Below are 24,271 nucleotides of genomic sequence, written 5' to 3'. Positions count from 1 at the left end.
TATGAATCGGGACAATGCCGATATAAAGTATAACTAATACCATAAGCCCCTTTGAATGGGGGAGAGTGAGAGGAGGGGCGATATGAACATCGGATCTGTATTTCGTGGATTACTTGGAGATGTGAAGGCTGGAGAGGCTAAAAAACTTGATATGCAGCCAGGTCAGGTCGTACGAGGAGTCGTGCTAAAGGTGTCTGAGGACGGCGGTGAGGCTGTGTTGCAAATACAAGGTTCTCAGGTCAGGGCAAAGCTGGAGACCCCTCTTCAACCTGGACAGACTACAACGTTTCAGGTTCAACCGGCTTCCCCCAGCGGAATGACGGTGCTTAAGCCTCTGAACGATGTGGCCAATACACCACAGCAAACCGTAGCGCTGACAGATGTATTGGAATCGGTGGGACTGCCGGATACAGCTCAGAACAGGGAGCTTATACAGGCAATGCAAAAGAATGGTGTGCCGTTGACGTCGGAAAATGCGGCTTCTTTGCGAGAAGCTATGGCGAAGCAAAGCGGCAATGTACAATTGGGAACGTTTGTGCAGGCGGCGGCAGTTACCTTTCAGCGTGGACTTCCATTGACGACAGAAAGCATAAATGGATTGCGTCAAGCGATGTTTGGGCCTCCTTTAAATGATCTGTTGTCTTCGCTGGAGCAAGAGCTTGAAACGGTATTAAAACAGCAAGCACAGGGAATATCCACTGACCGTTCAGTGGGGGAATCGACACCTATAAAGAACGCTGACCGAATGTCTGCTAGTCCAACAGGTGCTTCTTCTGTGGTGGTAGATGGGCAGGAAGGCCAAGCACCTCTATTGTCCAAGGATGCTTCTACCGCTGCAAAGCAGGCAGAAGCTGGACAAACCACAGGCGGCAAGGAATTGTTAAAAGGGACTCAAGCAGCCAACCTTGCTGCAGCAGCGAGTGCTTTGGCAACAGATTCAGATACTGCGACGGGGGCTACATCTGCAGCCAAAGGGACTGCTCCAGGAGAATCGGAGGCAGCCAATGGACGCGGAGCGACAGTGGCATCGGAAACTGGCGTAAATGCGCCAGAATCGAGTGCTGATGCATTAAATGGTCCCCGCACCAGAGTGGAGCAGTCACAGTCACAGCAAGCTCCAGCGGCAAGCACACAGCTTAAGGATGCGGATGGCGCTCCAGCGGCTGCCACGGCAGAGCCTGCGGGGGCCAAGCCCGCCTTAACCTCAGCCACGGCTGACCGTCTCTCGGCACAGCAGGCTGGTGCCCCTGTGCCGCAATCCACAGCAGGCAACACTGCTGCGCCAGAGGTGCCGCTCCAGCGGCTGCGCACGCTGTTGCAAGAGCTACGCGCGGCGGTGCCGCCCGCACTGAGCACGGCTGCCCCAGAGCAGCCCGCAGCGGAAGTGGCGCAGCGGGCGGCTGGCGCCTCGCGGGCCGCAGACGCCGCTGCATCGCAGCCTGTGGCGTCCAGCCCGCAGCTCACCCCCACGGAAGACCCGTGGGTGGGCCGCGTACTGAAGCTGCTCGGTGCAGAGCACGAGCAGCAAGTGCACCGCGCGACTACACAGGTCGCGCAAGGGGCGGCGGCACGTATGGAGTCGCCAGAGGGAATGCCTCAGACACTGCCGGGATTAGCGGCTGCGTCTGGGGACACGGTGTCAGCAGACGCAGACACCGTAAAAGGGGCACTGCTCCAGCTGATGAGCAGTGACGACCTGCCACCCGCTTTGAAAGAGGCGGCTCAGCAGGTTGTACAGCACCTGACAGGTCAGCAGTTGCTGCTCAATACAGACCGAACGGCGCCTTTTGCACAAGTACACATGTTTATACCGTTCGTTGGACCGGACGGTCGTGAAACAGCTACGATCCAGATTCAGTCCCGCCGCGGCAAACGGGGAGAGCTGGACGCCTCCAACTGTCGTCTTTGGTTTGATTTGGACATGAAGGGACTTGGACCGACCCTGGTAGATGTCCAGGTTGTAGATCGGATTGTAAGTGTCAAGCTCCATAATGATCATGAATGGGCGGCTTCGTTGTTAACTAGTGGGCGTGAGTCCATTCACACAGCGTTGGAGTCACTAGGATACCAGCTTCTATCGCTTCGTACCGAGCCCATGCCCATAAGGACTGAACAGAACAGCCTCGCCTCTTCTGAAGTACAAAGCTATGTGCCTCAGCCGTATAAAGGAGTCGATCTTAAAATATGAAAGAGCCATTGGAACCTCCTTCTCCTTCCATAAAGAAGGCGGTCGCCCTTAAATATACGCCTGGCGAGAGCGAAGCACCGATTGTCGTTGCCAAAGGGAGCGGCCGTATTGCGGATAGCATTTTAGAAAAAGCTAAAGAACATGGTGTTCCAGTACAGGAGGATGCTGCGCTGGTAGAAGTACTGTCCAAACTTGATTTGGACGAACAAATCCCTGCTGAGCTCTATCAGTTGGTGGCAGAGGTGCTTACTTATATATATCAAATGGATCGGCTTGCATCAAGGGATGACTGGTGATGCGTAATGAGATGAAGGCTGGAAGCAAGGATCAACGGAAAGCCAAAGGAGCGATGGGCGAAGAGGCAGCGGCTTTGTTTTTAGAAAACTTGGGTTACCGAATCATAGAGCGTAATTGGCGGTGCCGCAGTGGTGAAATAGATCTGATTGCCAAGCAGGAGCATACACTCGTGTTTATTGAGGTACGTAGTCGAAGTAGCTCCAAATATGGAACGCCAGCAGAATCAGTTACTGAGCGTAAAATAGCCCAAGTTCGCCAAACAGCCGCTGTATATTTGCATATGAACGGGATTGGAGATGCTCCAATCCGCTTTGACATGATTTCTGTACAATTAATTGACGAAAAGGCAGTTGTTACAAACCATTTAATAGGCGCATTTTAAAAGAGTAAGAGCTTTTTCGAAGGTAAGAGTGCGAGACTGAATTCATATGTGCAGGTTGACAGGAAGGAAAGCTACAGGTATATTTTATTGAGAATAGTTATCATTTTCATCTGAAAATGAATATCGAGAAGTTGTACCTGTGAAGGAGGATTTACGTGACAAAGCATACCTTTAGTGAACATGTCATAGATGTAATTCAGGAACGCCGGACAATTAAACGATTTAAATCCGACTCCATTCCGGTAGATACGATCAAAGAACTGCTGGACGTCGCTGTGTGGGCTCCTAATCATAAAATGCGTGAACCGTGGCGTTTTCTGTTGTTTGCTGGTGAAGGACGGAAAAAGCTTGCAAAAGCAATTGCAGCCGATATCGGTAAGGACAACAAGTTTGAGAGCGGCATTTTGCACAACCCGATCCAGCTTTTAGTAGTGCTGGAAGAAGACCCGCGTCAAGCGGTTTGGGATGAGGATTTTGCAGCGGTCAGCGCGCTTGTACAAAACTTTATGCTTGCCGCATGGAGCAAAGGAATCGGAACGTTTTGGGTGACAAAGCCATTTTTGTATTCGCCTAAGTTCCGTGAGCACTTGGGAATTCAACCGGGTGAGAAGGTAATAGGAATGATATATGCAGGCTATCCTGACATTATCCCGGAATCAAGACCACGTACTCCCGCAGCCGATAAGCTGACCTTGTTTGACAAATAATCTGTCGTCAGATAAACTTAGTCAAGAATTTTGAAAGCATAGTTCGAAGCTAAAATTTCGAACATTACATTTGCAAAGAATGAAAATTTGGAAGCACCTTTTTTCATATATGCAATGATTCCCGAGAGGGAGCATTCCAATATGAGGAGAGGTGCTTTTTGATATGTATGGAAAATTACACGGAGCTTGTCTGTATGGAATAGATGGCGTTCTGATTGAAGTTGAGACTGATTTGTCCAATGGCTTGCCTCAGACAGCGATTATAGGATTGCCGGATTCGGCGATTCGAGAGGCAGTGGAGCGTGTCAGAGCAGCAATTAAAAACTGTGGCTTTAAATATCCGTCCCAGCGTGTCACGATTAATTTAGCTCCTGCTGATTTGCGTAAGGAAGGTTCATCTTTTGACCTTGCTATCGCTTTAGGGTTGCTGACAACCAGTGAACAGGTCGTTTTACCCGTGGGAGAACGGACGCTGTTTATTGGCGAGCTGGCGCTGGATGGCAGTATTCGCCCTGTAAATGGGGTGCTGTCCATGGTTGATCTGGCCAAGCGAGAAGGATTCAACTCCGTGCTGCTTCCCCAGGAAAACGCAAGCGAGGCTCGTCTGATTACGGGTATACGTATTTACGCTATACGTCATCTAGCAGATCTTATCCCGATTGAAGATCGTGCACAAGGGACTGTTGATAGGCAAGCGACAAATCAGAGTTGTACTGCCAGTAAACAAGTCATGATCTGTTCCTATGGCCATTTACCTCAGGCAGAGCATTTACCGTTGTGTGAGAAAGAAGAGATAACTAGCAACATGGAGGATTACAGCGATGTGCTGGGTCAGCTGCACGCCAAGCGTGCGTTAGTCATCGCTGCAGCCGGAATGCATAATATCTTGCTTATGGGACCGCCGGGGGCTGGGAAAACCATGCTCATCCGCAGGTTGCCATCTATCCTTCCGCCTTTGACAGAAAAGGAGGCGCTTGAAGTCACCAAAGTATACAGCGCTGCCGGGAAGTGGAAGGAGTCATCGCCTCATCTGATGAATATTCGTCCCTTCCGTTCGCCTCATCATACGATCTCTGCTGCTGGTTTGGTGGGTGGAGGAGGTATACCCAAACCAGGAGAAATCAGTCTTGCACACCGGGGGATTTTATTTCTGGATGAGTTGCCTGAGTTTAGCCGTCATGTACTAGAAGTGCTGCGCCAACCATTGGAAGACCACAATGTTACGATCAGTCGTTCACGTGCTGTTTTTAAGTATCCGGCGCATTTTTTACTTGCTGCCTCTTTAAATCCGTGTCACTGTGGCTTTTTCGGAAATGATACGGAACATCAGCGCTGTACCTGTTCACCTGCAGCAGTAGCTCGCTACCGTTCACGTATTTCCGGTCCACTGCTGGATCGGATTGATCTTCAGCTTGAAGTATCGCAGCCGAAGGATTGGCGGGAGGAAAAAGAATCATTGTCATCCGCTGAAATGCGAAGGCAGGTGCAGGCTGCTCAAGCGATACAAATCCACAGATATAGCAAGCTTCCCTTTTCATGGAATAGTGAGCTGTCCGGTCAGATGCTTCGTAAATATGCCGTATTAGAAAAAAATGCAGCGGACTTGCTTGATCAGACAATGGACGCACTCGGTTTAAGCATGCGTGCGTATGATCGAATTCTCAAGCTTTCGCGTACCATTGCAGACTTACATGACTCAGAGAAAATTTTGATTTCACATGTGGCTGAAGCTATTCAATACCGCCATATGGATAGAGCAAATGCCAGTTTTCCCGAAAGTTAAAAAGCAATAAAACTAGTAGTTATAACACGATCATTTTTATAAAAGAGTTTTTCCAAAGGGTATGTACAATAGAAAATGGAAAAAAGGACAAAAAAAGCTCCAGACAATAAAGATCTGGAGAAGAAAAATAAGATTATGACAATAGTGATTATACTATGAGTATATCAGTTTCGTATATACGTTTATGCAGCATCTCCCATGTTACTTGATGGAAAAAAATAAACAGTCTTTAACGAAGGGATAGCTGAAAGGATAATAAGCCCCTCGACAAAAAACGGTTGAGGGGCTTGTTGTGAAATTCATTCTAACGAAACTATTGAATCCATGAAGAGAGATGGAGATATCCCCCTACATATGCTAAAGAAAATCTGAGTTACAAGACGTTCAGTTTCACTTCAATATTACCGCGGGTAGCGCGGGAGTATGGACATTGTTCGTGTGCGCCTTCCACCAGTTTTAATGCAGTTTCATGATCGACGCCTTTTACCAATACATCGAGGTTTACTCCAATTCCGAAGCCGCCGTCTTCCACTTTGCCGAAATGGACCGTAGCTGTTACTTCAGTACCTTCATGCTTAACACGTTGCATGCGAGCAACCATATTTAAAGCACTATCAAAGCAAGCGGAATAGCCTGCTGCGAACAATTGCTCTGGATTCGTACCTGCACCGCCTGCGCCGCCCATTTCTTTTGGGGTATCAATATCTAAACGAAGTTCAGGGGAAGAAGACTCGATATAACCGTTACGTCCACCAACCGCTTTTACTGTTGTTTCATACATTTTTTGTTGAATGGTCATCATAATCCAATCACTGCCTCTCGCTCAATTTATATTTTACACAATTTAATTTATCAAAATAATTATGGTTTGTAAAGTATTTTGTGCAATTAGCATGTATTTTATTATACAATGTGCTAAAATAATGACGAAAGTAGGTGATCAGACAGCATGGAAAACAACCCTAATGAAGGTACAGCGTTAAAACTTGATAATCAGTTATGCTTTGCCATATATGCATGCTCCAGAGAGATTACGAAGCTATACCAGCCTTATCTGGAAAAGCTCGGTGTGACGTACTCGCAATATTTGGTACTTATCGTGCTCTGGGAGCGTGAAGAGTGTACAGTGAAGGAATTGGGTGAGGCACTATATTTGGACTCCGGCACACTAACTCCGCTATTGAAGAGATTGCAGAACGCCGGGCTGATCGATCGAAAGCGTTCCACTCAGGATGAGCGTAAGGTGCTGATTTCTTTGACGACAGAGGGAAGCGCATTACGGGAAAAAGCTCTATCTGTACCAGGATGTATCCAGGAAAAAACAAGTATGACTCATGATCAATTTGGGTCGCTTCTGCTCCAGTTCAATGATCTGCTTGATCGTGTTCATCAAGCGAATGTACAAATTGAAAAATCATAAGGTATTTTCAGTTGCTCTTGCGAATCTTATGGCATGAGTTGTTCTCAGCTGAAAGTAATAATGCTTGAAGAAATAAAGTGCCTCTCATTGCTGGGTAATCCCATTTGCAGAGGTGCTTTTTTTGTGTGAATTTGTATTAATGGTAATATCCAATAATATCCAAGCATTCGATTTTGGGAATGATAATGATATCAAAATACTGTAATTCATGAGGTTAAATTATAAGGAAAGCGTTTTAAAAACATGTTACAATGATGTAGGTTTAGTATAGATTTCCTTGTGAACCGCCCTTGTTGCAGTCATGTTGATAGGAGGATTCCAGAATGAATATCCATGAATATCAGGGTAAAGAAGTATTAAAGCAGTACGGAGTGGCTGTACCGAACGGTAAGGTTGCCTATACGGTGGAGGAAGCCGTTGCTGCGGCAGAATCGCTTGGAAGCGCTGTTACGGTGGTAAAAGCACAAATTCATGCTGGTGGACGCGGTAAAGCGGGTGGCGTGAAAGTTGCCAAAGGTTTGGATGAGGTGCGGACTTTTGCTTCTGAAATTTTGGGTAAGGTGCTGGTGACGCATCAGACCGGACCTGAAGGTAAAGAGGTCAAACGCCTTTTGGTTGAGGAAGGCTGCGATATTCGTAAAGAATATTACGTCGGCGTTGTCGTAGATCGTGCGACTGGACGTATCGTAATGATGGCCTCAGAAGAAGGCGGTACGGAAATCGAAGAGGTGGCTGCAGCCACTCCGGAGAAAATTTTTAAAGCGGTTGTTGATCCAGCGATTGGGCTTCAGGTGTATCAGGCGCGTAAGTTGGCATATGACATTAATATTCCTAATGAACTGGTAAACAAAGCGGTCAAGTTTATGCTGGCGCTATACGAAGCTTTTGTGGACAAGGATTGTTCGATTGCAGAAATCAATCCCTTAGTCGTTACGGGTGATGGGAATGTACTGGCGTTGGATGCCAAACTGAATTTTGATTCTAATGCGTTGTTCCGTCATAAGGATATTTTGGAATTGCGTGATTTGGATGAAGAGGATGAGAAGGAAATTGAGGCATCTAAATACGATCTAAGCTATATCGCTCTGGACGGAAATATTGGCTGTATGGTCAATGGTGCGGGTTTGGCGATGGCAACCATGGATATTATTAAATATTACGGTGGCGATCCGGCCAACTTCCTAGACGTAGGGGGCGGTGCGACGACGGAAAAGGTAACCGAAGCGTTCAAAATCATTTTGTCCGATCCGAAGGTAGAAGGTATTTTCGTGAACATTTTCGGCGGAATTATGCAGTGTGACATCATTGCGAACGGCATCGTGGAGGCTGCCAAACAGTTGGGGCTGACTCGTCCGCTTGTTGTCCGTCTTGAAGGTACGAATGTTGAGCTCGGCAAACAGATTTTAGCGGAATCCGGTTTGAATATCGTGGCAGCCGATTCCATGGCGGATGGCGCCCAAAAAATCGTCGAACTTGTTCAATAGCCTGTTTGCATTCCGATATGCCGAATAAACGATAGGGGATGTGAAGATCGTGAGTATTTTGGTCGATAAGCATACAAAGGTGATTACACAGGGGATTACGGGAAAAACGGCGTTGTTTCATGCCAAGGGTGCACTTGATTACGGTACACAAATGGTAGGTGGCACCTCTCCAGGTAAGGGAGGCACCGAGGTAGAAATTACACTGGAGAACGGACAACAGGTCAAATTGCCGGTGTTTAATACAGTGAGCGAAGCCAAGGAAGCTACTAGCGCAACAGCGAGCGTGATTTACGTGCCACCAGCTTTTGCCGCAGATTCCATTTTGGAGGCTGTAGATGCGGAATTAGATCTCGTGATTTGTATCACGGAGGGCATTCCGGTGCTTGATATGATCAGGGTCAAACGTTTTATGGAAGGTAAAAAGACCGTTCTGATTGGCCCTAACTGCCCGGGCGTTATTACGCCAGGAGAATGTAAAATCGGTATTATGCCAGGTTACATTCATCTACCAGGTCATGTAGGCGTTGTGTCACGTAGTGGTACTTTGACCTATGAAGCAGTGCATCAGTTAACGACCCGAGGTATAGGACAATCTTCTGCGGTTGGTATTGGCGGTGACCCCGTTAAAGGTTCAGAATTCATTGATATTTTGCAACGCTTCAATGAGGACCCCAACACTCATGCTGTCATTATGATCGGAGAAATTGGTGGTACAGCCGAGGAAGAGGCTGCCGAGTGGATCAGGGACAATATGACGAAGCCAGTGGTTGGTTTTATCGGCGGTGTGACTGCGCCTCCAGGCAAACGGATGGGGCATGCAGGTGCCATTATTTCTGGTGGAAAAGGAACGGCCAAAGAGAAAATTGCCACGCTTGAAGCCTGTGGGATCAAGGTGGCACCGACTCCTTCCGAAATGGGCTCGACACTGGTAAGTGTGCTGGAAGCACGTGGTATTTTGAATTTGTGTACGACACATTAAATCGTGTTTCTTCATTAATATACAGGCCATAAAACTGCATCGAAATTTGCCGCAGGCTAGTGTATAATGAAAGAAAGGTAAGCAACCTTTTTATCTTCTGAAACAGGGGATGAAAAGGTTGCTTTTTTTGCGTTAAGACAGGCTTGTCAGGGAAACGCTTGCAAAATGATTCATTGTGCCACAAAATAAGGGAGGGTTCACTCTTCCGTGAATGGGGGAACCATAGTTTGGAAGAAAGATGGCTTTTGTTAGGCTTACATGAGTTAGAGGGAATCGGAAGAAAAACAATTCAGCGTATTTGGTCGAGTGACTATCAATTGCATGAGCTACTGCATTTTAGCGAACAGAAGTGGATCGAGATAGGGTTAAGCCCTGCTCAGGCACGCATTGCGGCTCAGTGTTATGATGAAGAATGGGTGCATGAACGATATCAGCGAGTTCAATCCGGTGATATTGGAACGGTAACTTATGTGGACGAGGATTATCCCCTATTAATGAAGGAAACAGTTGACCCACCTTGGGTAATGTATACAAAAGGGGATAAATCACTTTTGCATACATGTTCTATAGCCATGGTAGGAACCCGCGTTCCCACCGCTTATGGACGTAGAGCAGCGGAGATACTAACAGAGGGATTATGTAATGCAGGGATTACAATCGTTAGCGGATTGGCGAGAGGGATTGACAGTATTTGTCACGAAACAGCCCTGCGTCGGGGAGGAAACACGATTGGTGTACTGGGAACAGCGATTGATCAAATTTATCCTCCCCAAAATGCGTCTTTATTTGCAGAGATGGCTAGCAATGGCTTGATCTTATCAGAGTATCCTCCAGGCACAAGGTCGCATCCAGGAATGTTTCCACAACGTAATCGGATTATAGCCGGTCTAACGAAGGGAACGCTTGTTGTCGAAGCAGATGCAAGAAGCGGCTCCTTGATTACCGCTGATGCTGCACTGGAGGCAAATCGAGATGTGTTTGCTGTTCCCGGACCCATTACGTCACCGAAGAGTAGAGGTACGCTGAGCTTGATTAAGCAAGGGGCAAAAACGGTCACTGAAGCTTCGGATATTATTGAGGAGTATGAAGCAGATTTGCGTACAAGGGAGGTTTCTTCATACAATAGAGAGCAGAGTCTTAATCTGAAGGAGGTCTCCAAAGTGCCAGAAAGTGAGACTTCTGAGGAAAACCGTGTCATACTGTTGCTTGAACAGGGAACCATGACACTGGATGAACTGCTTGATGCTACGGCATGGGATTTTGGACTTTTACACGCAGTTCTGTTATCGTTAATCATAAAAAAAAGGATCGCCCAGCTAGCGGGCACAAAATACAAGCTTATTTAGTAGTTGTTTTTGCAAAGTCCTTAGTTAGTAAATGCACAAATTCAATTTTAAACATCAGGTGGAGGGCAGTATGGCATTCATCCGCGTCGCGGATTCCTACTCCTTCCCCACTTCCTGAAATGTGTTGACATTATGACTCGCAGCAGCGGAGCAGATGGAATTTTTCTGAAGAATCTCAGCGATCCGGAAGAATGACCAATCTGTGAAGCTCTCTATCGCGTCATAACTCACCACATTTCAGGAAGTCTATCATATTCATGTGTGTAATTGAGAGGAGGAAGAGCCTATGGCGGATTCACTCGTCATCGTGGAATCGCCTTCCAAGGCGAAGACGATCGGCAAATACTTAGGCAGCAAATATATCGTCAAGGCTTCCATGGGTCATATCAGGGATTTACCGAAGAGTCAGATCGGCGTAGAGGTCGAAAATGATTTTAATCCCAAATACATTACCATTCGAGGTAAAGGCTCAATTCTAAAAGAATTAAAGGATGCCCGAAAAAAAGTAAAAAAAGTATATCTGGCGGCTGACCCGGATCGCGAAGGTGAAGCTATTGCCTGGCATCTGGCGCATGCGCTGGAACTGGACGATACAGCAGATTGCCGTGTTGTATTTAATGAAATTACGAAGCAGGCTGTCAAAGATGCTTTTAAAACACCCCGTAAAATCAATATGGATTTGGTCAATGCTCAGCAGGCACGACGGATACTGGATCGACTTGTTGGCTACAAAATCAGCCCGTTGCTCTGGAAAAAGGTAAAAAAGGGCCTATCCGCTGGGCGTGTGCAGTCGGTTGCGGTGAAAATTATTTTGGACCGGGAAAACGAGATCAGTGAGTTTGTACCGGAAGAATACTGGACGATTACAGCTAAACTAGCTATTAAAGACAGTACCTTTGAAGCGAAATTTCATAAGCTACGCGGTGAAAAGAAAGAACTCTCTAGCGAAGCGGATGTACAAGAAGTGTTAGAAGCTATCGGAAAATCGTCCTACAAGGTACGCGATGTTAAAGAGAAAGAGCGTTTACGCAATCCTTCTCCTCCATTCACAACAAGTTCCTTGCAGCAGGAGGCGGCTCGGAAGCTCAACTTCCGTGCATCTAAAACGATGTCTGTAGCTCAGCAACTATATGAGGGTGTGGATTTAGGTAAAGAAGGGACCGTGGGTCTGATTACGTATATGCGTACGGATTCCACACGGATCGCCGCTTCAGCTCAAGAGGAAGCGAAAGAATTAATTATTCAAAAATATGGCGAAGCTTTTGTACCTGAAACTCCTCGTCAATATTCAAAAAAAGCGGCCAACGCCCAGGATGCGCATGAAGCGATTCGTCCAACCTCTGCGTTACGCGATCCGGAAACAGTTAAGCCGTTTATGAGTCGGGATCAGTTCCGTTTGTACAAATTGGTATGGGAACGTTTCATGGCCAGCCAGATGGCTTCTGCTATTATGGATACTTTGTCCGTAGATATTGAAGCGGGTGAGACGATATTCCGGGCAGCAGGTTCTAAGGTTCGTTTTCCAGGTTTCATGAAAGTGTATGTAGAGGGAAATGACGACGGTAAAACCGAAGAAGATAAACTGCTGCCACCACTTCAACCAGGCGATAAGTTAAAAAAAGAAGCGGTTGAGCCGAAGCAGCATTTTACACAACCGCCTCCCCGTTATACGGAAGCGCGACTGGTGAAGACGCTGGAAGAACTGGGTATAGGACGTCCAAGTACGTATGCACCAACGCTGGAAACCATTCAGAAACGTGGGTACGTTGCTATTGAAGAGAAGAAGTTTTTCCCTACAGAGCTGGGCGAATTGGTCATCGAACAGATGGAGGAGTTCTTCCCAGAGATTCTGAATGTGGAGTTTACAGCTAACATGGAAGGTGATCTTGACCACGTCGAAGAAGGCGAAGGTAATTGGGTCAAGGTGTTGAGTGATTTTTACGAGTCATTCGAGAAGCGACTTGAAGTGGCTGAAGAAGAAATGAAAGAAATTGAAATAAAAGATGAAGTATCCGATGTCATTTGTGATAAGTGTGGCAGCCAAATGGTGTATAAGCTTGGCCGATTTGGTAAATTCCTGGCCTGTTCTGCTTTTCCAGATTGCCGTAACACAAAGCCAATTGTTAAGGATATCGGGATTAATTGTCCTACATGCGGTGAGGGTCATGTCGTCGAACGACGGAGTAAAAAGGGACGTGTCTTCTATGGATGTGACCGCTACCCGGAATGTGATTTTGTTTCTTGGGATAAACCGTCCATTAAGCCTTGCCCAAGTTGCAGTAGCCTAATGGTCGAAAAACGTACAAAACAAGGAACGAAGCTCAACTGTACTGTCTGCGATCACAGCGAAATGCTGGAAGAGAGCGATGAGAGCGTAGAGACTTCTTAAGAACAACAATAGCAGGGGGATTTAAACGTGAGTGAACTACAAAAGGTAACGGTCATCGGAGCAGGTTTGGCGGGCAGCGAAGCTGCCTGGCAAATTGCAAGCCGTGGAGTGCCAGTTAAGTTATATGAAATGAGGCCGGTTGTAAAAACACCAGCACATCATACAGATAAATTTGCCGAACTGGTATGCAGTAATTCCTTGCGGGCAAACGGCCTAACGAATGCAGTAGGCGTACTGAAGGAAGAGATGAGAATACTGAACTCCTTGATTCTGAGTGCAGCAGATCGTCATGCAGTTCCGGCTGGCGGTGCATTGGCAGTGGATCGTGACGGATTTTCCGGTCATATTACTGATACGCTTCATCAACACCCTTTGATCGAGGTTGTTAATGAAGAGCTTCAGGAAATCCCACAGGACGGTATTGTGGTCATTGCGACGGGGCCTTTAACTTCTCCAGCTTTGTCGGAACAGATTAAATCGCTGATGGGAGAGGAGTATTTTTATTTTTACGATGCGGCAGCCCCGATTGTAGAAAAGGACTCTATCGACATGAGCAAGGTTTATCTGGCTTCCCGTTATGATAAGGGAGAAGCAGCGTACTTGAATTGTCCGATGAACGAAGCGGAATTTGATGCTTTTTATGAGGCTCTGATTACGGCTGAGGTAGCGCAAGTCAAGGAATTCGAAAAAGAAATTTATTTCGAAGGCTGTATGCCCATCGAAGTGATGATGCAACGTGGGAAACAAACGGCATTGTTCGGACCGATGAAACCTGTGGGTCTCGTAAATCCACATACAGGTGAACTGCCCCACGCAGTTGTTCAGCTTCGGCAGGATAACGCCGCAGGAACGTTGTATAATCTGGTTGGTTTCCAGACTCACCTCAAATGGGGGGAGCAAAAGCGTGTATTTTCAATGATTCCGGGTCTTGAAGAGGCAGAGTTTGTTCGTTACGGTGTGATGCATCGCAATACCTTTATTAATTCTCCGCAGCAACTTCATCCAACCTATCAGTTCAAGGGAAGAAGTAATCTATTCTTCGCCGGACAAATGACCGGTGTAGAGGGATATGTGGAGTCGGCGGCTTCTGGTCTGCTGGCCGGGATGAATGCGGCACGAGCAGCGCGTGGACAGGAAATGTTTGTATTTCCTGCAGAAACGACATTAGGCAGCATGGCGCGGTATATTACGACCGCTGATTTTAAGCATTTTCAACCGATGAATGCAAACTTTGGTTTGCTTCCAAAGTTGGAGAAACGGATTCGTAACAAAAAGGAAAAGAATGAAGCTCTCGCTAATCGCGCGCTGGAAAGTTTGCATGGTTATATCAACAAAACGGGAGTTATGTCAGCTGAAGTACAGGCATAAGGATGAAGGAAAAGGAGGAGCGCGTTATGGATATGTCCTTTCATGCTACCACCATCTGCGCTGTACGCCACAATGGCAAAGGAGCTATTGCGGGTGATGGACAGGTAACGTTCGGCAACAGTGTTGTAATGAAGCAGACGGCAAAAAAAGTGCGCAGATTGTATCGTGGTCAGGTCGTTGCGGGATTTGCGGGTTCGGTGGCAGATGCTATCACGTTATTTGAAAAGTTCGAAAATAAGCTAGAGGAACACCACGGAAATCTTCAAAGAGCAGCCGTGGAACTGGCCAAGGACTGGCGTCAGGATCGTATTCTGCGCAAGCTGGAAGCGCTCATGATTGTGATGGACTCATCCGGAATGCTGCTCATTTCTGGAGGCGGCGAAATTATCGAGCCGGATGATGATGTGCTTGCCATTGGCTCAGGTGGTAATTTTGCATTGGCGGCTGCCCGTGCTTTCAAACGCCATGGCTCTGGCATGGAAGCAAAGGACATGGCACGGGAAGCGCTAGAGGTTGCTTCGGAAATATGTGTGTATACGAACAATCAGATTATCGTGGAAGAACTGTAAATCGGCTCTGAGTATTCAAGGGTGGAGGAGTGCAAAATGAATAATCAATCGTTGACGCCCAGACAAGTGGTATCCGAGCTGGATAAGTATATTGTCGGACAAAAGGAAGCTAAAAAATCTGTTGCTGTTGCCTTGCGTAACCGTTATCGGCGTAGTAAGCTGCCGGATGATATCCGGGATGAAATTGTGCCTAAAAATATTTTGATGATCGGGCCGACTGGTGTGGGTAAAACTGAAATTGCACGTAGACTTGCACGGCTCGTGGGAGCTCCTTTTGTCAAGGTAGAGGCGACCAAATTTACAGAAGTGGGTTACGTCGGTCGTGATGTGGAATCCATGGTGCGTGATCTGATGGAAACCTCTATTCGCATCGTTAAGACGGAACGAACAGAGAATGTGAAGGACAAAGCGGAGGACATGGCAAATGAACGGATTGTCAGCATCCTTGTACCTGCAGAAAAGTCAAACAAATCGCAACGTAATCCCTTTGAAATGCTATTTGGCAATAACACGGGAACTTCGGTAGAAGAAGAACCACCACAACAGGATGGATCTTTGGCAGAAAAGCGCCGTAAGGTTAAATTCGATCTGTTGTCTGGTAAGCTTGAGGATGATGTTATAGAGATTGATGTGGAGGATACTGCACCCAATATGCTCGATATGTTTGCTGGGCAAGGGAATGAACAAATGGGTATGAATATGCAGGAGATGTTCGGAAGTTTTCTGCCCAAGCGGACGAAGAAGCGCAAGCTACCACTCAAGGAAGCTCGCAAGGTGCTAATTCAAGATGAAGCTGCCAAATTGATCGATATGGATGATGTGATTCAGGAGTCTGTGAAGCGTGCTGAGCAATCCGGTATTATTTTTATTGATGAAATAGATAAGATTGCCAGCCAGGGTAAGGGGAGCGGCCCCGATGTGTCGAGAGAAGGCGTCCAGCGCGATATTTTACCTATTGTCGAGGGATCTACCATCATGACCAAATACGGTCCGGTAAGAACAGATTACATTCTGTTTATTGCTGCAGGAGCTTTTCATGTTGCAAAACCATCTGACCTGATCCCTGAGCTTCAGGGCCGTTTTCCAATCCGTGTGGAATTAAGTAGCCTGACTTTGGATGAGTTTGTGTCGATACTGACGGAGCCTAAAAATGCGCTGACCAAGCAATACACTGATCTACTCCGTACTGAGGAGATTGAAGTCGAATTTTCTGCGGAAGCGATCCGTGAGATTGCCAGCATTGCTGAGTCTGTAAATCGCAACACCGAAAATATTGGCGCACGTCGTTTGCATACCATTCTAGAAAAGCTGCTGGAGGATCTGTCGTTTGAAGCACCAGAGCTTACATTGGATCGTATGATCATTACCCCGGAATATGTACGTGAGAAGCTGGGAGATATTGCCCAAAACAGGGACCTTAGTCAGTATATTTTATGAATAGGGTTTCTAAAAATAGGGTGTGTGGTCCAGAATAACACTATCTTGCACCGTCGTTTAGACCTAGATAATGGTCAAGTTGATGATTTTTCTGTCTATTCCAAAAGTAGGACGTATAATCTTTTACAGGTGTAAAGTGCTAAGAAAACATTCATTTTCTTGAAATAAACCTGAAAAATTTAACATTTTATGCATCTAAAGCCCTCTTTTTTAAAAAAGATAGGGCTTTTTTCTTATTGTAATTAGGTCCCAACTCTACGAAACTTAGAATATATGACAGAAAGTTATTATTTTCTACTTAAGACCTAAAAGAAATGTATAATTATGAAATTTTATTGTCGAAAAAAAGTGAAAAATCTTGTTTTATTGAATCTTACTTTGGAGTAGACGCTGGGAGGGAGGAGCTAAATGAATCTGCTGGGTGATATGAGCTTTCAAAAGCTTCAGGCAGGTGTACAGGCGGCAAATACGAGACAACGTGTGATGGCGGACAATATATCCAATGCGGATACCCCGTATTTTAAGCGTTCGGAGGTTTCATTTGAAGAACTGCTTCAGCAGCAAATGGACGGTGATGTCACACCACTACGTGGAAAAGTAACCAATTCAAGACATTTTCAAATAGGACCTGTGAACTCCATTCCAGATGCCACGGTCACCAAAGATGGGTACTCAGTCATGAATAACAATATGAACAACGTAGATATCGACAGAGAAATGAGTCTTATGGCTGAAAATCAACTAAGATATAATACCTACATCCAAGAAATTAATGAGCGCATCAAAATGATGAGAACAGCGGTAGAAGGGAGATAGGACTAGGTGAAGATTAACAACGGCTTTGATATTAGTGCATCTGCTCTTACGGCCCAACGGTTGCGGATGGACGTTATATCTAGCAACATTGCCAACGCAGAGACAACTCGGGCGAAAGTAGAGAATGGACAAGCAGTTCCATATCGGAGAAAAACGGTTGTTTTGGAGCCGAACCAATCTGGCTTTGCCGATGTTTTAAAGGCTCAAATGGAAGGAAGTAGCACAAGCGCTGCTGGCGTTAAGGTTTCGCAAATTCAGGAAGATCAGTCACCTTTGAAGCCTGTGTACAATCCGGGTCACCCGGACGCTGATAAAGATGGCTATGTATATATGCCTAATGTAGACATTATGAAAGAAATGGTCGACATGATTTCCGCAACACGCTCATACGAAGCCAATGTAACAGCTCTGAATGCATCAAAGGCTATGGTTTCCAAAGCGCTTGAAATCGGTCGCTAAGTTCTAGGACTACTAACTACTTAATAGGGAGAGTAAAACATGATTCAGAACGCCATGTTTAATGTACAGACACCGGTAATACAGCAGATTCAATCGCCTAACAATGAGTTGACGAAAGCGACGCCTTCCGAATCCTTGAAGGATTTTGGTTCCTTCCTAAAGGATGCTCTCAATGAAGTAGGGCAGCAGGAAGCCGCTACGCACCAGATGTCCGACCAATTCATGGCAGGCAAAGTTGATGTAGATCAGGTCATGATCACTTCCCAACAAGCGCTGCTTTCCCTGCAGCTTACTACACAGGTCCGAAACAAAGCGATCGAAGCCTATCAGGAGATCATGCGTACACAGATGTAAAGAGGGTTTAGCAAAGTTTCGGATGGGGTGACGGAGTGAACGAGAGAATCGCCCAATATCGGGATAAGATTTCCGGGTATTGGAATAATTTCAGCAAAAAACAGAAGATATTACTTGTTTCGACATTAGCATTCATCATTATCGCCGTTGTAGTGCTAACGATGCAGTTTACTAAAACCGAGTATGAAGTGGCTTTCCGAGATTTAAATGCTAACGATGCAGCCGGAGTCATTAAATATCTCGATTCTGCGGGTATACCGTATCAACTTAATGCTGGTGGGACACAAATCTCAGTTCCAACCGCTAATGCGGATAAGGCGAAGGTAGATGTTGGGTCTCAAGGCCTGATTCAGAAGGGTTCAATCGGCATGAGTGCTTTTGACCAGTCCTCCTCTGCCATTGGTATGACGGAGAACGAGTTCAATGTGAAGTACAATAATGCATTGAACGGCGAAATACAGCAACTGTTGGAACGGATGGATGGTGTCCAAAGCTCCAAAGCTGTCATTAATATGCCAAAGGAAAACATTTTTGCCGGACTTGAAGAAAAGGACAAAGCCTCCGCTTCGATTCAAATGGAATTCGAGCCTGGCTTTACTCCAAATCAGCAAGCGATCGACGGATATTTTAATCTGGTAAAAACGGCCGTACCGAATCTGCCAGTGGAAAACATTACGATCACCAATAAGGAATATGAGTTGATTCCAACGGCCAAGGGCGGCCAAGGTGGGCTCACTAGTGGTGTTCAGGAAAACATGGCTCTACAGAAGAAGTTTGAGAGCGATGTAAGGAATAATGTTCAACAATTTTTGTCGAAAATTGTTGGAGACGACAAGGTAAATGTGCTGGTTATGTCCCAGCTAAATTTCGACAAAGTAACATCAAAGGAACAAATGGTCACACCTGTTGATCAAACGAAAATGAAGGGTATTGAAATTAGCGCCCAACAAATTCAGGAAAGCTATACGGGCAGTAGTGGACAAACCGGAGGAGTTGCAGGAACAGGAACACAGGATGTTCCAGGCTATCCTGGAGGAGCTAATTCCGGCAATACCAGCTCAGATAAGAGTTCAAGTACGATTAACTACGAAGTTAACCGAATTGCAAGGGATATTATCCAAAGTCCGTACACTGTAAAAGATTTAACCATTAATGTAGCAGTTGAACCACCAACAGGTCAGCAAACGTTGGATACTGCAACTCAGACAGCAATTCAAAATATTTTGGTTAATATTGTAAGAGCGTCGTTAGCGAATTCTGGTACTACTATTACAGACGCTGATTTGGCTAAGAAGGTTTCAGTGTTCTCACAAGCTGTTCCGGCGCCTGCGAGCACGAATACATTCTTCTCAGCTTCCAACCCTTGGCTATGGGGCATCGGAGCTGCTGTTCTGGCACTGCTGGCGGGTGTAATCTTCCTCATCGTACGCGGTCGTCGTAATCAGGAAGAAGAGTTGGATGAAGAATTGCAACTCATGCCAACGCCGACGGAGTTCCCGTCTATTACCATGGAAAGTGTGACAAATGAAAGTCAAGTGCGTAAACAGCTTGAAAGTCTGGCGAAAAAGAAACCCGACGAATTCGTCAATCTGCTTCGTACATGGCTGGCTGACGAATAGAGGTGAGTTCATTGGCAAAGGCAAGCAGTCAAGGTTTAACGGGAAGACAGAAGGCGGCTATACTTCTCATCACAATGGGACCAGAGGTATCTGCTCAAATATTCAAGCATTTGCGTGATGAGGAGATCGAGCAACTTACATTGGAAATTGCCAATGTGCGGAAGGTCGATGCCATTGAGAAAGACTCCATCATGGCCGAGTTTCATCAAATTTGTTTGGCTCAGGAGTACATTTCCCAAGGCGGTATTAATTACGCTAAAGAAATATTGGAAAAAGCACTCGGGTCGCAAAAAGCAGTTGAGGTCATTAACCGTCTAACAGCGACGTTACAGGTAAGACCCTTCGATTTTGCCCGCAAGGCTGATCCAAACCAGATATTGAATTTTATACAGAATGAGAATCCGCAAACGATTGCTCTCGTGCTTTCGTACTTGCAATTCGAGCAGGCGGCTGCAATTCTGTCGTCTCTGCCACAGGAAAAACAGGCAGATGTGGCCCGGCGTGTCGCTGTCATGGACAGTACATCTCCGGAAGTTATTTCCCAGGTGGAACGAGTGTTAGAGCAAAAGCTATCTGCAACCGCAACGCAGGATTATACAAATGCGGGTGGTATCGAGTCCATTGTTCAGATTTTGAATGGCGTAGACCGCGGAACCGAACGTACGATTCTCGACTCGCTTGAAATTCAAGATCCAGAACTGGCTGAGGAAATCAAGAAAAGAATGTTCGTGTTCGAGGATATCGTCAATGTGGACAACCGTTCCATTCAGCGCATTATCCGCGATATCGACAATGCAGATTTGCAATTGGCGCTTAAAGTGTCCAGTGAAGAAGTACGCGATGTGATTTTCCGAAATATGTCGAAACGTATGGCAGAAACCTTCAAAGAGGAAATGGAGTACATGGGACCGGTGCGGTTGCGTGATGTGGAAGAAGCACAGACACGTATCGTATCGACGATCCGCAGATTGGAAGAGGCCGGTGAGATTATAATCGCACGCGGCGGAGGAGATGACATCATTGTCTAACTTGATTAAATCTTTCCAATATGTTCCTGTAGAGGCTTTGAAAACAATTGATGTGGCACATACGTATGCGCCAGAAACGACGGATGAAGAAATCACAACTGAATATACGGAGCCGGAGCCTCAGCGAGATCACGAGGCTGAACGGCTGCGGGATGAAATGCTGAATGATGCTAAGGATTTTGCCGAACGTCAGGTTCGCGACGCAGCTGAAGAAGCGGAACGGATGCTTCAGGAGGCACAGCAGCAGATTGAAGCCTGGTGGCAGGAACGACGCGAGCATGACGAGCAGTTAACTCAGTCGTTAAAAGCTGATGGGTTTCAGCAAGGATATGAAGAAGGTCAGAAGCTGGCTGAGGCCGAGCTCCAGACGAAATCAGAGCAGATGATGGAAGAAGCACAGGATATTCTGCGTCAGGCCTATGAGATCAAGGAACAACTGATTCAGGAAGCTGAGCCTTTCCTGGTTGAACTGAGTAGTGCTATTGCTGAGAAGGTCATTGAGAAACAGCTTAGCCTTGAGCCTGAATACACGATTGAATTAATTCGTAAAAATTTGGCTCGTAAGCGGGAAAAAGGAACCATTACATTGTGTGTGTCGCCTCAGCATTTCGCATTTGTGCAAGGTGCGCGAGAAGAATTGTCATTAACTGTCGATTCGCAGGCAGAACTGCAAATTATTCCTGATGGTACCGTGAAAGATCGCGGTTGTGTTATCCGTTCTTCCTTTGGAAGTGTGGATGCGCGGATTGATACGCAATTAGCTGAGATCAAAAAGGAATTATTGCGTCTGGCACATGAGAATGAGGAGCGAAGACATGAAGGGGCTTAATGCGCAGCGCTACATGGATCATTTGCGCCAGCTGGACCCTGTTCGGGTAAATGGCAAGGTTACGCAGGTTATCGGCCTGATGGTTGAATCGGAAGGTCCAGACGCCAGTATCGGGGATGTTTGTTACATTTATCCGGGTAAAACGGCAAAGCCGTTGCAAGCGGAGGTCGTAGGCTTCAGGGACAATAAAGTGCTTCTGATGCCACTTGGAGAACTGCAATCCATTGGTCCCGGTTGTGATGTTGTAGGAACAGGGAAACCGTTGAATGTGCAGGTCGGGTCGGAGCTGTTAGGCAAAGTGCTGGACGGATTGGGTCAGCCTCTGGATGGCTCATTGATTCCCTCTCGAATGGCGAGATATTCAACCTTCAATATTCCGTCCAATCCGCTGAATCGTCCGCGTGTGCAGGAACCAATCAGTATCGGGGTGCGCGCTATCGACGGGTTGCTTACTATCGGTAAAGGACAACGGGTTGGTATTTTTGCAGGTTCGGGTGTAGGTAAAAGTACCTTGATGGGAATGATTGCTCGTAATACGGAAGCTGATGTGAATGTAATTGCCTTGATCGGGGAACGTGGACGCGAGGTGCTGGACTTTATTGAACGGGATTTAGGTCCGGAGGGACTAGAACGTTCCGTGGTCATTGTGGCAACTTCCGACCAGCCTGCGTTAATCCGTATTAAGGGTGCACTTATTGCAACGACGATCGCGGAATATTTTCGGGATCGCGGGTTAAATGTCATGCTGATGATGGATTCAGTTACCCGGTATGCGATGGCCCAACGTGAAGTGGGACTAGCCGTAGGGGAGCCGCCAGCAATGAGAGGGTACACACCTTCCGTGTTTGCTAGTCTACCTAAGCTTCTAGAACGTGCAGGGACAGGTCCTACTGGCTCCATAACCGCTTTTTATACGGTACTGGTCGATGGTGATGATATGAACGAGCCCATCGCGGATGCGGTGCGCGGGATTTTGGATGGACACATTGTCTTGAATCGTGGGATTGCGAACAAAGGACATTTTCCCGCAATTGATGTGTTAGCGAGTATTAGCCGGGTTATGAAGGATATCGCACCACGAGATCAGATAGACGCTGCCGAGAACATTAAGCGCTTGATGGCCGTCTACAAAGATTCGGAGGACCTGATTAATATCGGGGCCTATCAGCAGGGTTCAAATGCAGAAATTGACGAATCCATGGAGCGTATACGGGATATATGGGATTTTACAAGACAAAGAACAGATGAAAAGGCTGAGCTGGACGAGGTAAGGGAGCGTTTGATTTCTGAATTTACGAGGAGATGAAGGTTGAACGATGAGATTTCAGTATTCCTTTCAGAAAGTTGTAGACTTGAAAACCAACGAAAAGTCACAGGCCGAATGGTTGCTTTCCAGTGCTGTTGGACAATTGCAGGCTGAGGAGCAGACATTAACACAGCTTGTAGGCGAAAGGAATCGGGTCATATCAGCCATTCAAAAGGCTGCCGAGGATTGCGCGCCACTCTCTACCATTCAGGAATTACAGGCTTATGTTAATCATCTGGACCAATGTATTACACGCAAGCATAGGGATGTTCAATATGCGCAGCAAAATGTGCAAAGCAAACAAACCGTTTTGACCGATAAAATGCTGGATGAACAGGTTTGGCTGAAAGCGAGAGAGAAGGCCAACGTGAAATTCCAACAGGAAATGCTCCTGCGCGAGCAGAACGAGCTGGATGAAATGGCTTCCGTGCGATTTGCCATGAAAGCCCGGTAAGCGGAAAGTCATAGGATACGCATATCAGCTGCCTGAGGAGGAAGACGATGGCACAGAAGTTAGCAGAAAATGAACTGGATATGGATTTAGGAAAAGAATCAGGCGGGGGATTTGAACGGTTTATGTTTTTCCTGATTCCGATTGTGTTCACAATCGTTCTGGTCGGGGTCCTGCTTACATTGTTCAATATGGACTTCAGAAGCGAAATGATTTCATTAGGGAACAAAATACCAGTTGTTAAAAATTGGGTGCCTGAACCGAAAGATAAGGCTACCCAGACGAAAGAGGCAGATCAGAAGGCACAGTCTGAAAGTTCTGAAGCAACCATTCAGCAGTTAAAGGCAGATTTAGCCAAGCAGACGGAGGAGCTTAAAAAGGCTACCGCTGCTAGGACGACACAAGATAAAAAGGTTACTGAACTGCAGAATCAGGTCAATACGCTGCAAACGCAACAGGAACAGCAGCCACAGGCCAGTCAGCAGGGACAGGCTGGTACGCAAACTACAGGTGGAACAACAAATGAAGATCCTTATGTAAAACAGGCCAGAGATCTTGCTAGCATGTATGAAGGAATGACAGCTAGTAAAGCGGCACCGATTATGGAGAATCTGACTACGGAAGAGACTGTGCAGCTGCTAAGCTACATGGACCCTGCCAACAGTGCAAAGATTTTGCAAAAGATGGACGCTAAAAAAGCAGCCGATATTACTATGGCTCTGAAAAACGTAACGCCATCTACGGATTTGTCAGTTGCTGCGTTGCAGTCTCGTCTGAAAAAGGATCAAGGTACCACAGCTGGCACGACGAGTAAGAGTTTGCAAAGCACTCAAATCAGTAGCACATTTGCTTCCATGGACAAGAAGAGCGGTGCCGAACTTATTTTACAAACTTACAAAATCAGTCCAGACAAGGCATTAAACATATTAAATACAGTAGATGATTCGACACGTGGTTCTTTACTACAAAATATGTCTGCCAAGGATGCGGCTCAGACTGCAAAAATTTTGAACAAACTGATGGGCAGTAAGTAATTTAAATGAAGGGAGGTGAAAAATAA

General features: G+C 46.4%; 23 protein-coding genes. 22 read left to right on the top strand and 1 reads right to left on the bottom strand.

The genetic code is table 11. From position 1 onward, the window contains the following. Positions 1 to 82: 82 nt before the first annotated feature. From MHB54_RS02740 to MHB54_RS02720, 5 genes are all read left to right on the top strand, one after another. Positions 83 to 2,188, top strand: a complete 2,106-nt coding sequence (locus MHB54_RS02740; RefSeq protein WP_264453889.1) for a DNA ligase — start codon at positions 83 to 85, stop codon at positions 2,186 to 2,188. Beyond that, positions 2,185 to 2,484, top strand: a complete 300-nt coding sequence (locus MHB54_RS02735; protein WP_023988176.1) for an EscU/YscU/HrcU family type III secretion system export apparatus switch protein — start codon at positions 2,185 to 2,187, stop codon at positions 2,482 to 2,484. The genes MHB54_RS02740 and MHB54_RS02735 overlap by 4 nt, the downstream gene beginning before the upstream one ends. Continuing rightward, on the top strand, positions 2,484 to 2,867 hold the full coding sequence (locus MHB54_RS02730) for a YraN family protein (protein ID WP_076156885.1): 384 nt from the start codon (positions 2,484 to 2,486) through the stop codon (positions 2,865 to 2,867). Before MHB54_RS02735 ends, MHB54_RS02730 begins: the two co-directional genes overlap by 1 nt. A 155-nt stretch (positions 2,868 to 3,022) precedes the next feature. Further along, positions 3,023 to 3,574, top strand: coding sequence for a nitroreductase family protein (locus MHB54_RS02725; RefSeq protein ID WP_264453888.1), 552 nt, complete (start codon positions 3,023 to 3,025; stop codon positions 3,572 to 3,574). A gap of 163 nt (positions 3,575 to 3,737) precedes the next feature. Next, positions 3,738 to 5,357, top strand: a complete 1,620-nt coding sequence (locus MHB54_RS02720; protein ID WP_264453887.1) for a YifB family Mg chelatase-like AAA ATPase — start codon at positions 3,738 to 3,740, stop codon at positions 5,355 to 5,357. 373 nt (positions 5,358 to 5,730) lie between these two features. Here the strand turns inward: MHB54_RS02720 and MHB54_RS02715 are convergent, their stop codons facing one another. Continuing rightward, positions 5,731 to 6,159 carry an organic hydroperoxide resistance protein gene (locus MHB54_RS02715; RefSeq protein WP_025723282.1) on the bottom strand — a complete coding sequence of 143 codons (429 nt, stop codon included), beginning with the start codon at positions 6,157 to 6,159 and terminating at the stop codon, positions 5,731 to 5,733. Positions 6,160 to 6,306: 147 nt separating this feature from the next. Between MHB54_RS02715 and MHB54_RS02710 the strand changes: the two genes are divergently transcribed. The 17 genes from MHB54_RS02710 (at position 6,307) to MHB54_RS02630 (ending at position 24,245) form a co-directional block, all read left to right on the top strand. Then, complete coding sequence (locus tag MHB54_RS02710) at positions 6,307 to 6,777, top strand: MarR family winged helix-turn-helix transcriptional regulator (RefSeq protein WP_023988180.1); 471 nt, start codon at positions 6,307 to 6,309, stop codon at positions 6,775 to 6,777. A 323-nt stretch (positions 6,778 to 7,100) separates the two neighbouring features. Continuing rightward, the gene (gene sucC / locus MHB54_RS02705) at positions 7,101 to 8,261 is read left to right on the top strand and encodes an ADP-forming succinate--CoA ligase subunit beta (RefSeq protein WP_264453886.1); all 1,161 of its coding nucleotides are present in this window, start codon (positions 7,101 to 7,103) and stop codon (positions 8,259 to 8,261) included. Positions 8,262 to 8,310: 49 nt separating this feature from the next. Next, positions 8,311 to 9,240, top strand: coding sequence for a succinate--CoA ligase subunit alpha (sucD, locus tag MHB54_RS02700; RefSeq protein ID WP_028542729.1), 930 nt, complete (start codon positions 8,311 to 8,313; stop codon positions 9,238 to 9,240). A gap of 227 nt (positions 9,241 to 9,467) precedes the next feature. After that, positions 9,468 to 10,586 carry a DNA-processing protein DprA gene (gene dprA / locus MHB54_RS02695; protein WP_023988183.1) on the top strand — a complete coding sequence of 373 codons (1,119 nt, stop codon included), beginning with the start codon at positions 9,468 to 9,470 and terminating at the stop codon, positions 10,584 to 10,586. A gap of 286 nt (positions 10,587 to 10,872) precedes the next feature. Next, positions 10,873 to 12,975 carry a type I DNA topoisomerase gene (gene topA, locus MHB54_RS02690; protein ID WP_023988184.1) on the top strand — a complete coding sequence of 701 codons (2,103 nt, stop codon included), beginning with the start codon at positions 10,873 to 10,875 and terminating at the stop codon, positions 12,973 to 12,975. A gap of 27 nt (positions 12,976 to 13,002) precedes the next feature. Beyond that, positions 13,003 to 14,343 carry an FADH(2)-oxidizing methylenetetrahydrofolate--tRNA-(uracil(54)-C(5))-methyltransferase TrmFO gene (trmFO, locus tag MHB54_RS02685; RefSeq protein ID WP_075154070.1) on the top strand — a complete coding sequence of 447 codons (1,341 nt, stop codon included), beginning with the start codon at positions 13,003 to 13,005 and terminating at the stop codon, positions 14,341 to 14,343. A 26-nt stretch (positions 14,344 to 14,369) separates the two neighbouring features. Then, positions 14,370 to 14,912, top strand: a complete 543-nt coding sequence (gene hslV / locus MHB54_RS02680; RefSeq protein WP_013309881.1) for an ATP-dependent protease subunit HslV — start codon at positions 14,370 to 14,372, stop codon at positions 14,910 to 14,912. 36 nt (positions 14,913 to 14,948) lie between these two features. Further along, positions 14,949 to 16,349: an ATP-dependent protease ATPase subunit HslU gene (gene hslU, locus MHB54_RS02675; protein WP_264453885.1), complete on the top strand. Its 1,401-nt coding sequence runs from the start codon at positions 14,949 to 14,951 to the stop codon at positions 16,347 to 16,349. A gap of 408 nt (positions 16,350 to 16,757) precedes the next feature. Further along, positions 16,758 to 17,165, top strand: a complete 408-nt coding sequence (gene flgB / locus MHB54_RS02670; RefSeq protein WP_013309883.1) for a flagellar basal body rod protein FlgB — start codon at positions 16,758 to 16,760, stop codon at positions 17,163 to 17,165. Between the two features lie 6 nt (positions 17,166 to 17,171). Next, entirely contained in the window at positions 17,172 to 17,624 is a 453-nt protein-coding gene (gene flgC, locus MHB54_RS02665) for a flagellar basal body rod protein FlgC (protein WP_013309884.1), read from the top strand. A 39-nt stretch (positions 17,625 to 17,663) separates the two neighbouring features. Beyond that, the gene (fliE, locus tag MHB54_RS02660) at positions 17,664 to 17,978 is read left to right on the top strand and encodes a flagellar hook-basal body complex protein FliE (RefSeq protein ID WP_007430020.1); all 315 of its coding nucleotides are present in this window, start codon (positions 17,664 to 17,666) and stop codon (positions 17,976 to 17,978) included. A 35-nt stretch (positions 17,979 to 18,013) separates the two neighbouring features. After that, on the top strand, positions 18,014 to 19,597 hold the full coding sequence (fliF, locus tag MHB54_RS02655) for a flagellar basal-body MS-ring/collar protein FliF (protein ID WP_023988187.1): 1,584 nt from the start codon (positions 18,014 to 18,016) through the stop codon (positions 19,595 to 19,597). Between the two features lie 11 nt (positions 19,598 to 19,608). Continuing rightward, the gene (gene fliG, locus MHB54_RS02650; RefSeq protein WP_013370674.1) at positions 19,609 to 20,625 is read left to right on the top strand and encodes a flagellar motor switch protein FliG; all 1,017 of its coding nucleotides are present in this window, start codon (positions 19,609 to 19,611) and stop codon (positions 20,623 to 20,625) included. Beyond that, a complete protein-coding gene (locus MHB54_RS02645; RefSeq protein ID WP_023988188.1) occupies positions 20,618 to 21,454 on the top strand; it encodes a FliH/SctL family protein in 837 nt (278 codons plus the stop codon). Before fliG ends, MHB54_RS02645 begins: the two co-directional genes overlap by 8 nt. Continuing rightward, positions 21,441 to 22,760 (top strand): flagellar protein export ATPase FliI, encoded by a 1,320-nt coding sequence (gene fliI, locus MHB54_RS02640; RefSeq protein WP_013309889.1) that lies wholly within the window; start codon positions 21,441 to 21,443, stop codon positions 22,758 to 22,760. The genes MHB54_RS02645 and fliI overlap by 14 nt, the downstream gene beginning before the upstream one ends. A gap of 10 nt (positions 22,761 to 22,770) precedes the next feature. Beyond that, a complete protein-coding gene (gene fliJ / locus MHB54_RS02635) occupies positions 22,771 to 23,214 on the top strand; it encodes a flagellar export protein FliJ (protein ID WP_013309890.1) in 444 nt (147 codons plus the stop codon). Between the two features lie 47 nt (positions 23,215 to 23,261). Beyond that, positions 23,262 to 24,245: a magnesium transporter MgtE N-terminal domain-containing protein gene (locus MHB54_RS02630; RefSeq protein WP_053325257.1), complete on the top strand. Its 984-nt coding sequence runs from the start codon at positions 23,262 to 23,264 to the stop codon at positions 24,243 to 24,245. The last annotated feature ends 26 nt before the right edge of the window (positions 24,246 to 24,271 follow it).

Source organism: Paenibacillus sp. FSL M7-0802 (genome assembly GCF_038004945.1).
In the GTDB taxonomy this organism is placed as follows: Bacteria; Bacillota; Bacilli; order Paenibacillales; family Paenibacillaceae; genus Paenibacillus; species Paenibacillus polymyxa_B.
Note: the sequence above shows the minus strand (reverse complement) of the source record. Positions and strands in the feature narration are given on the sequence as shown.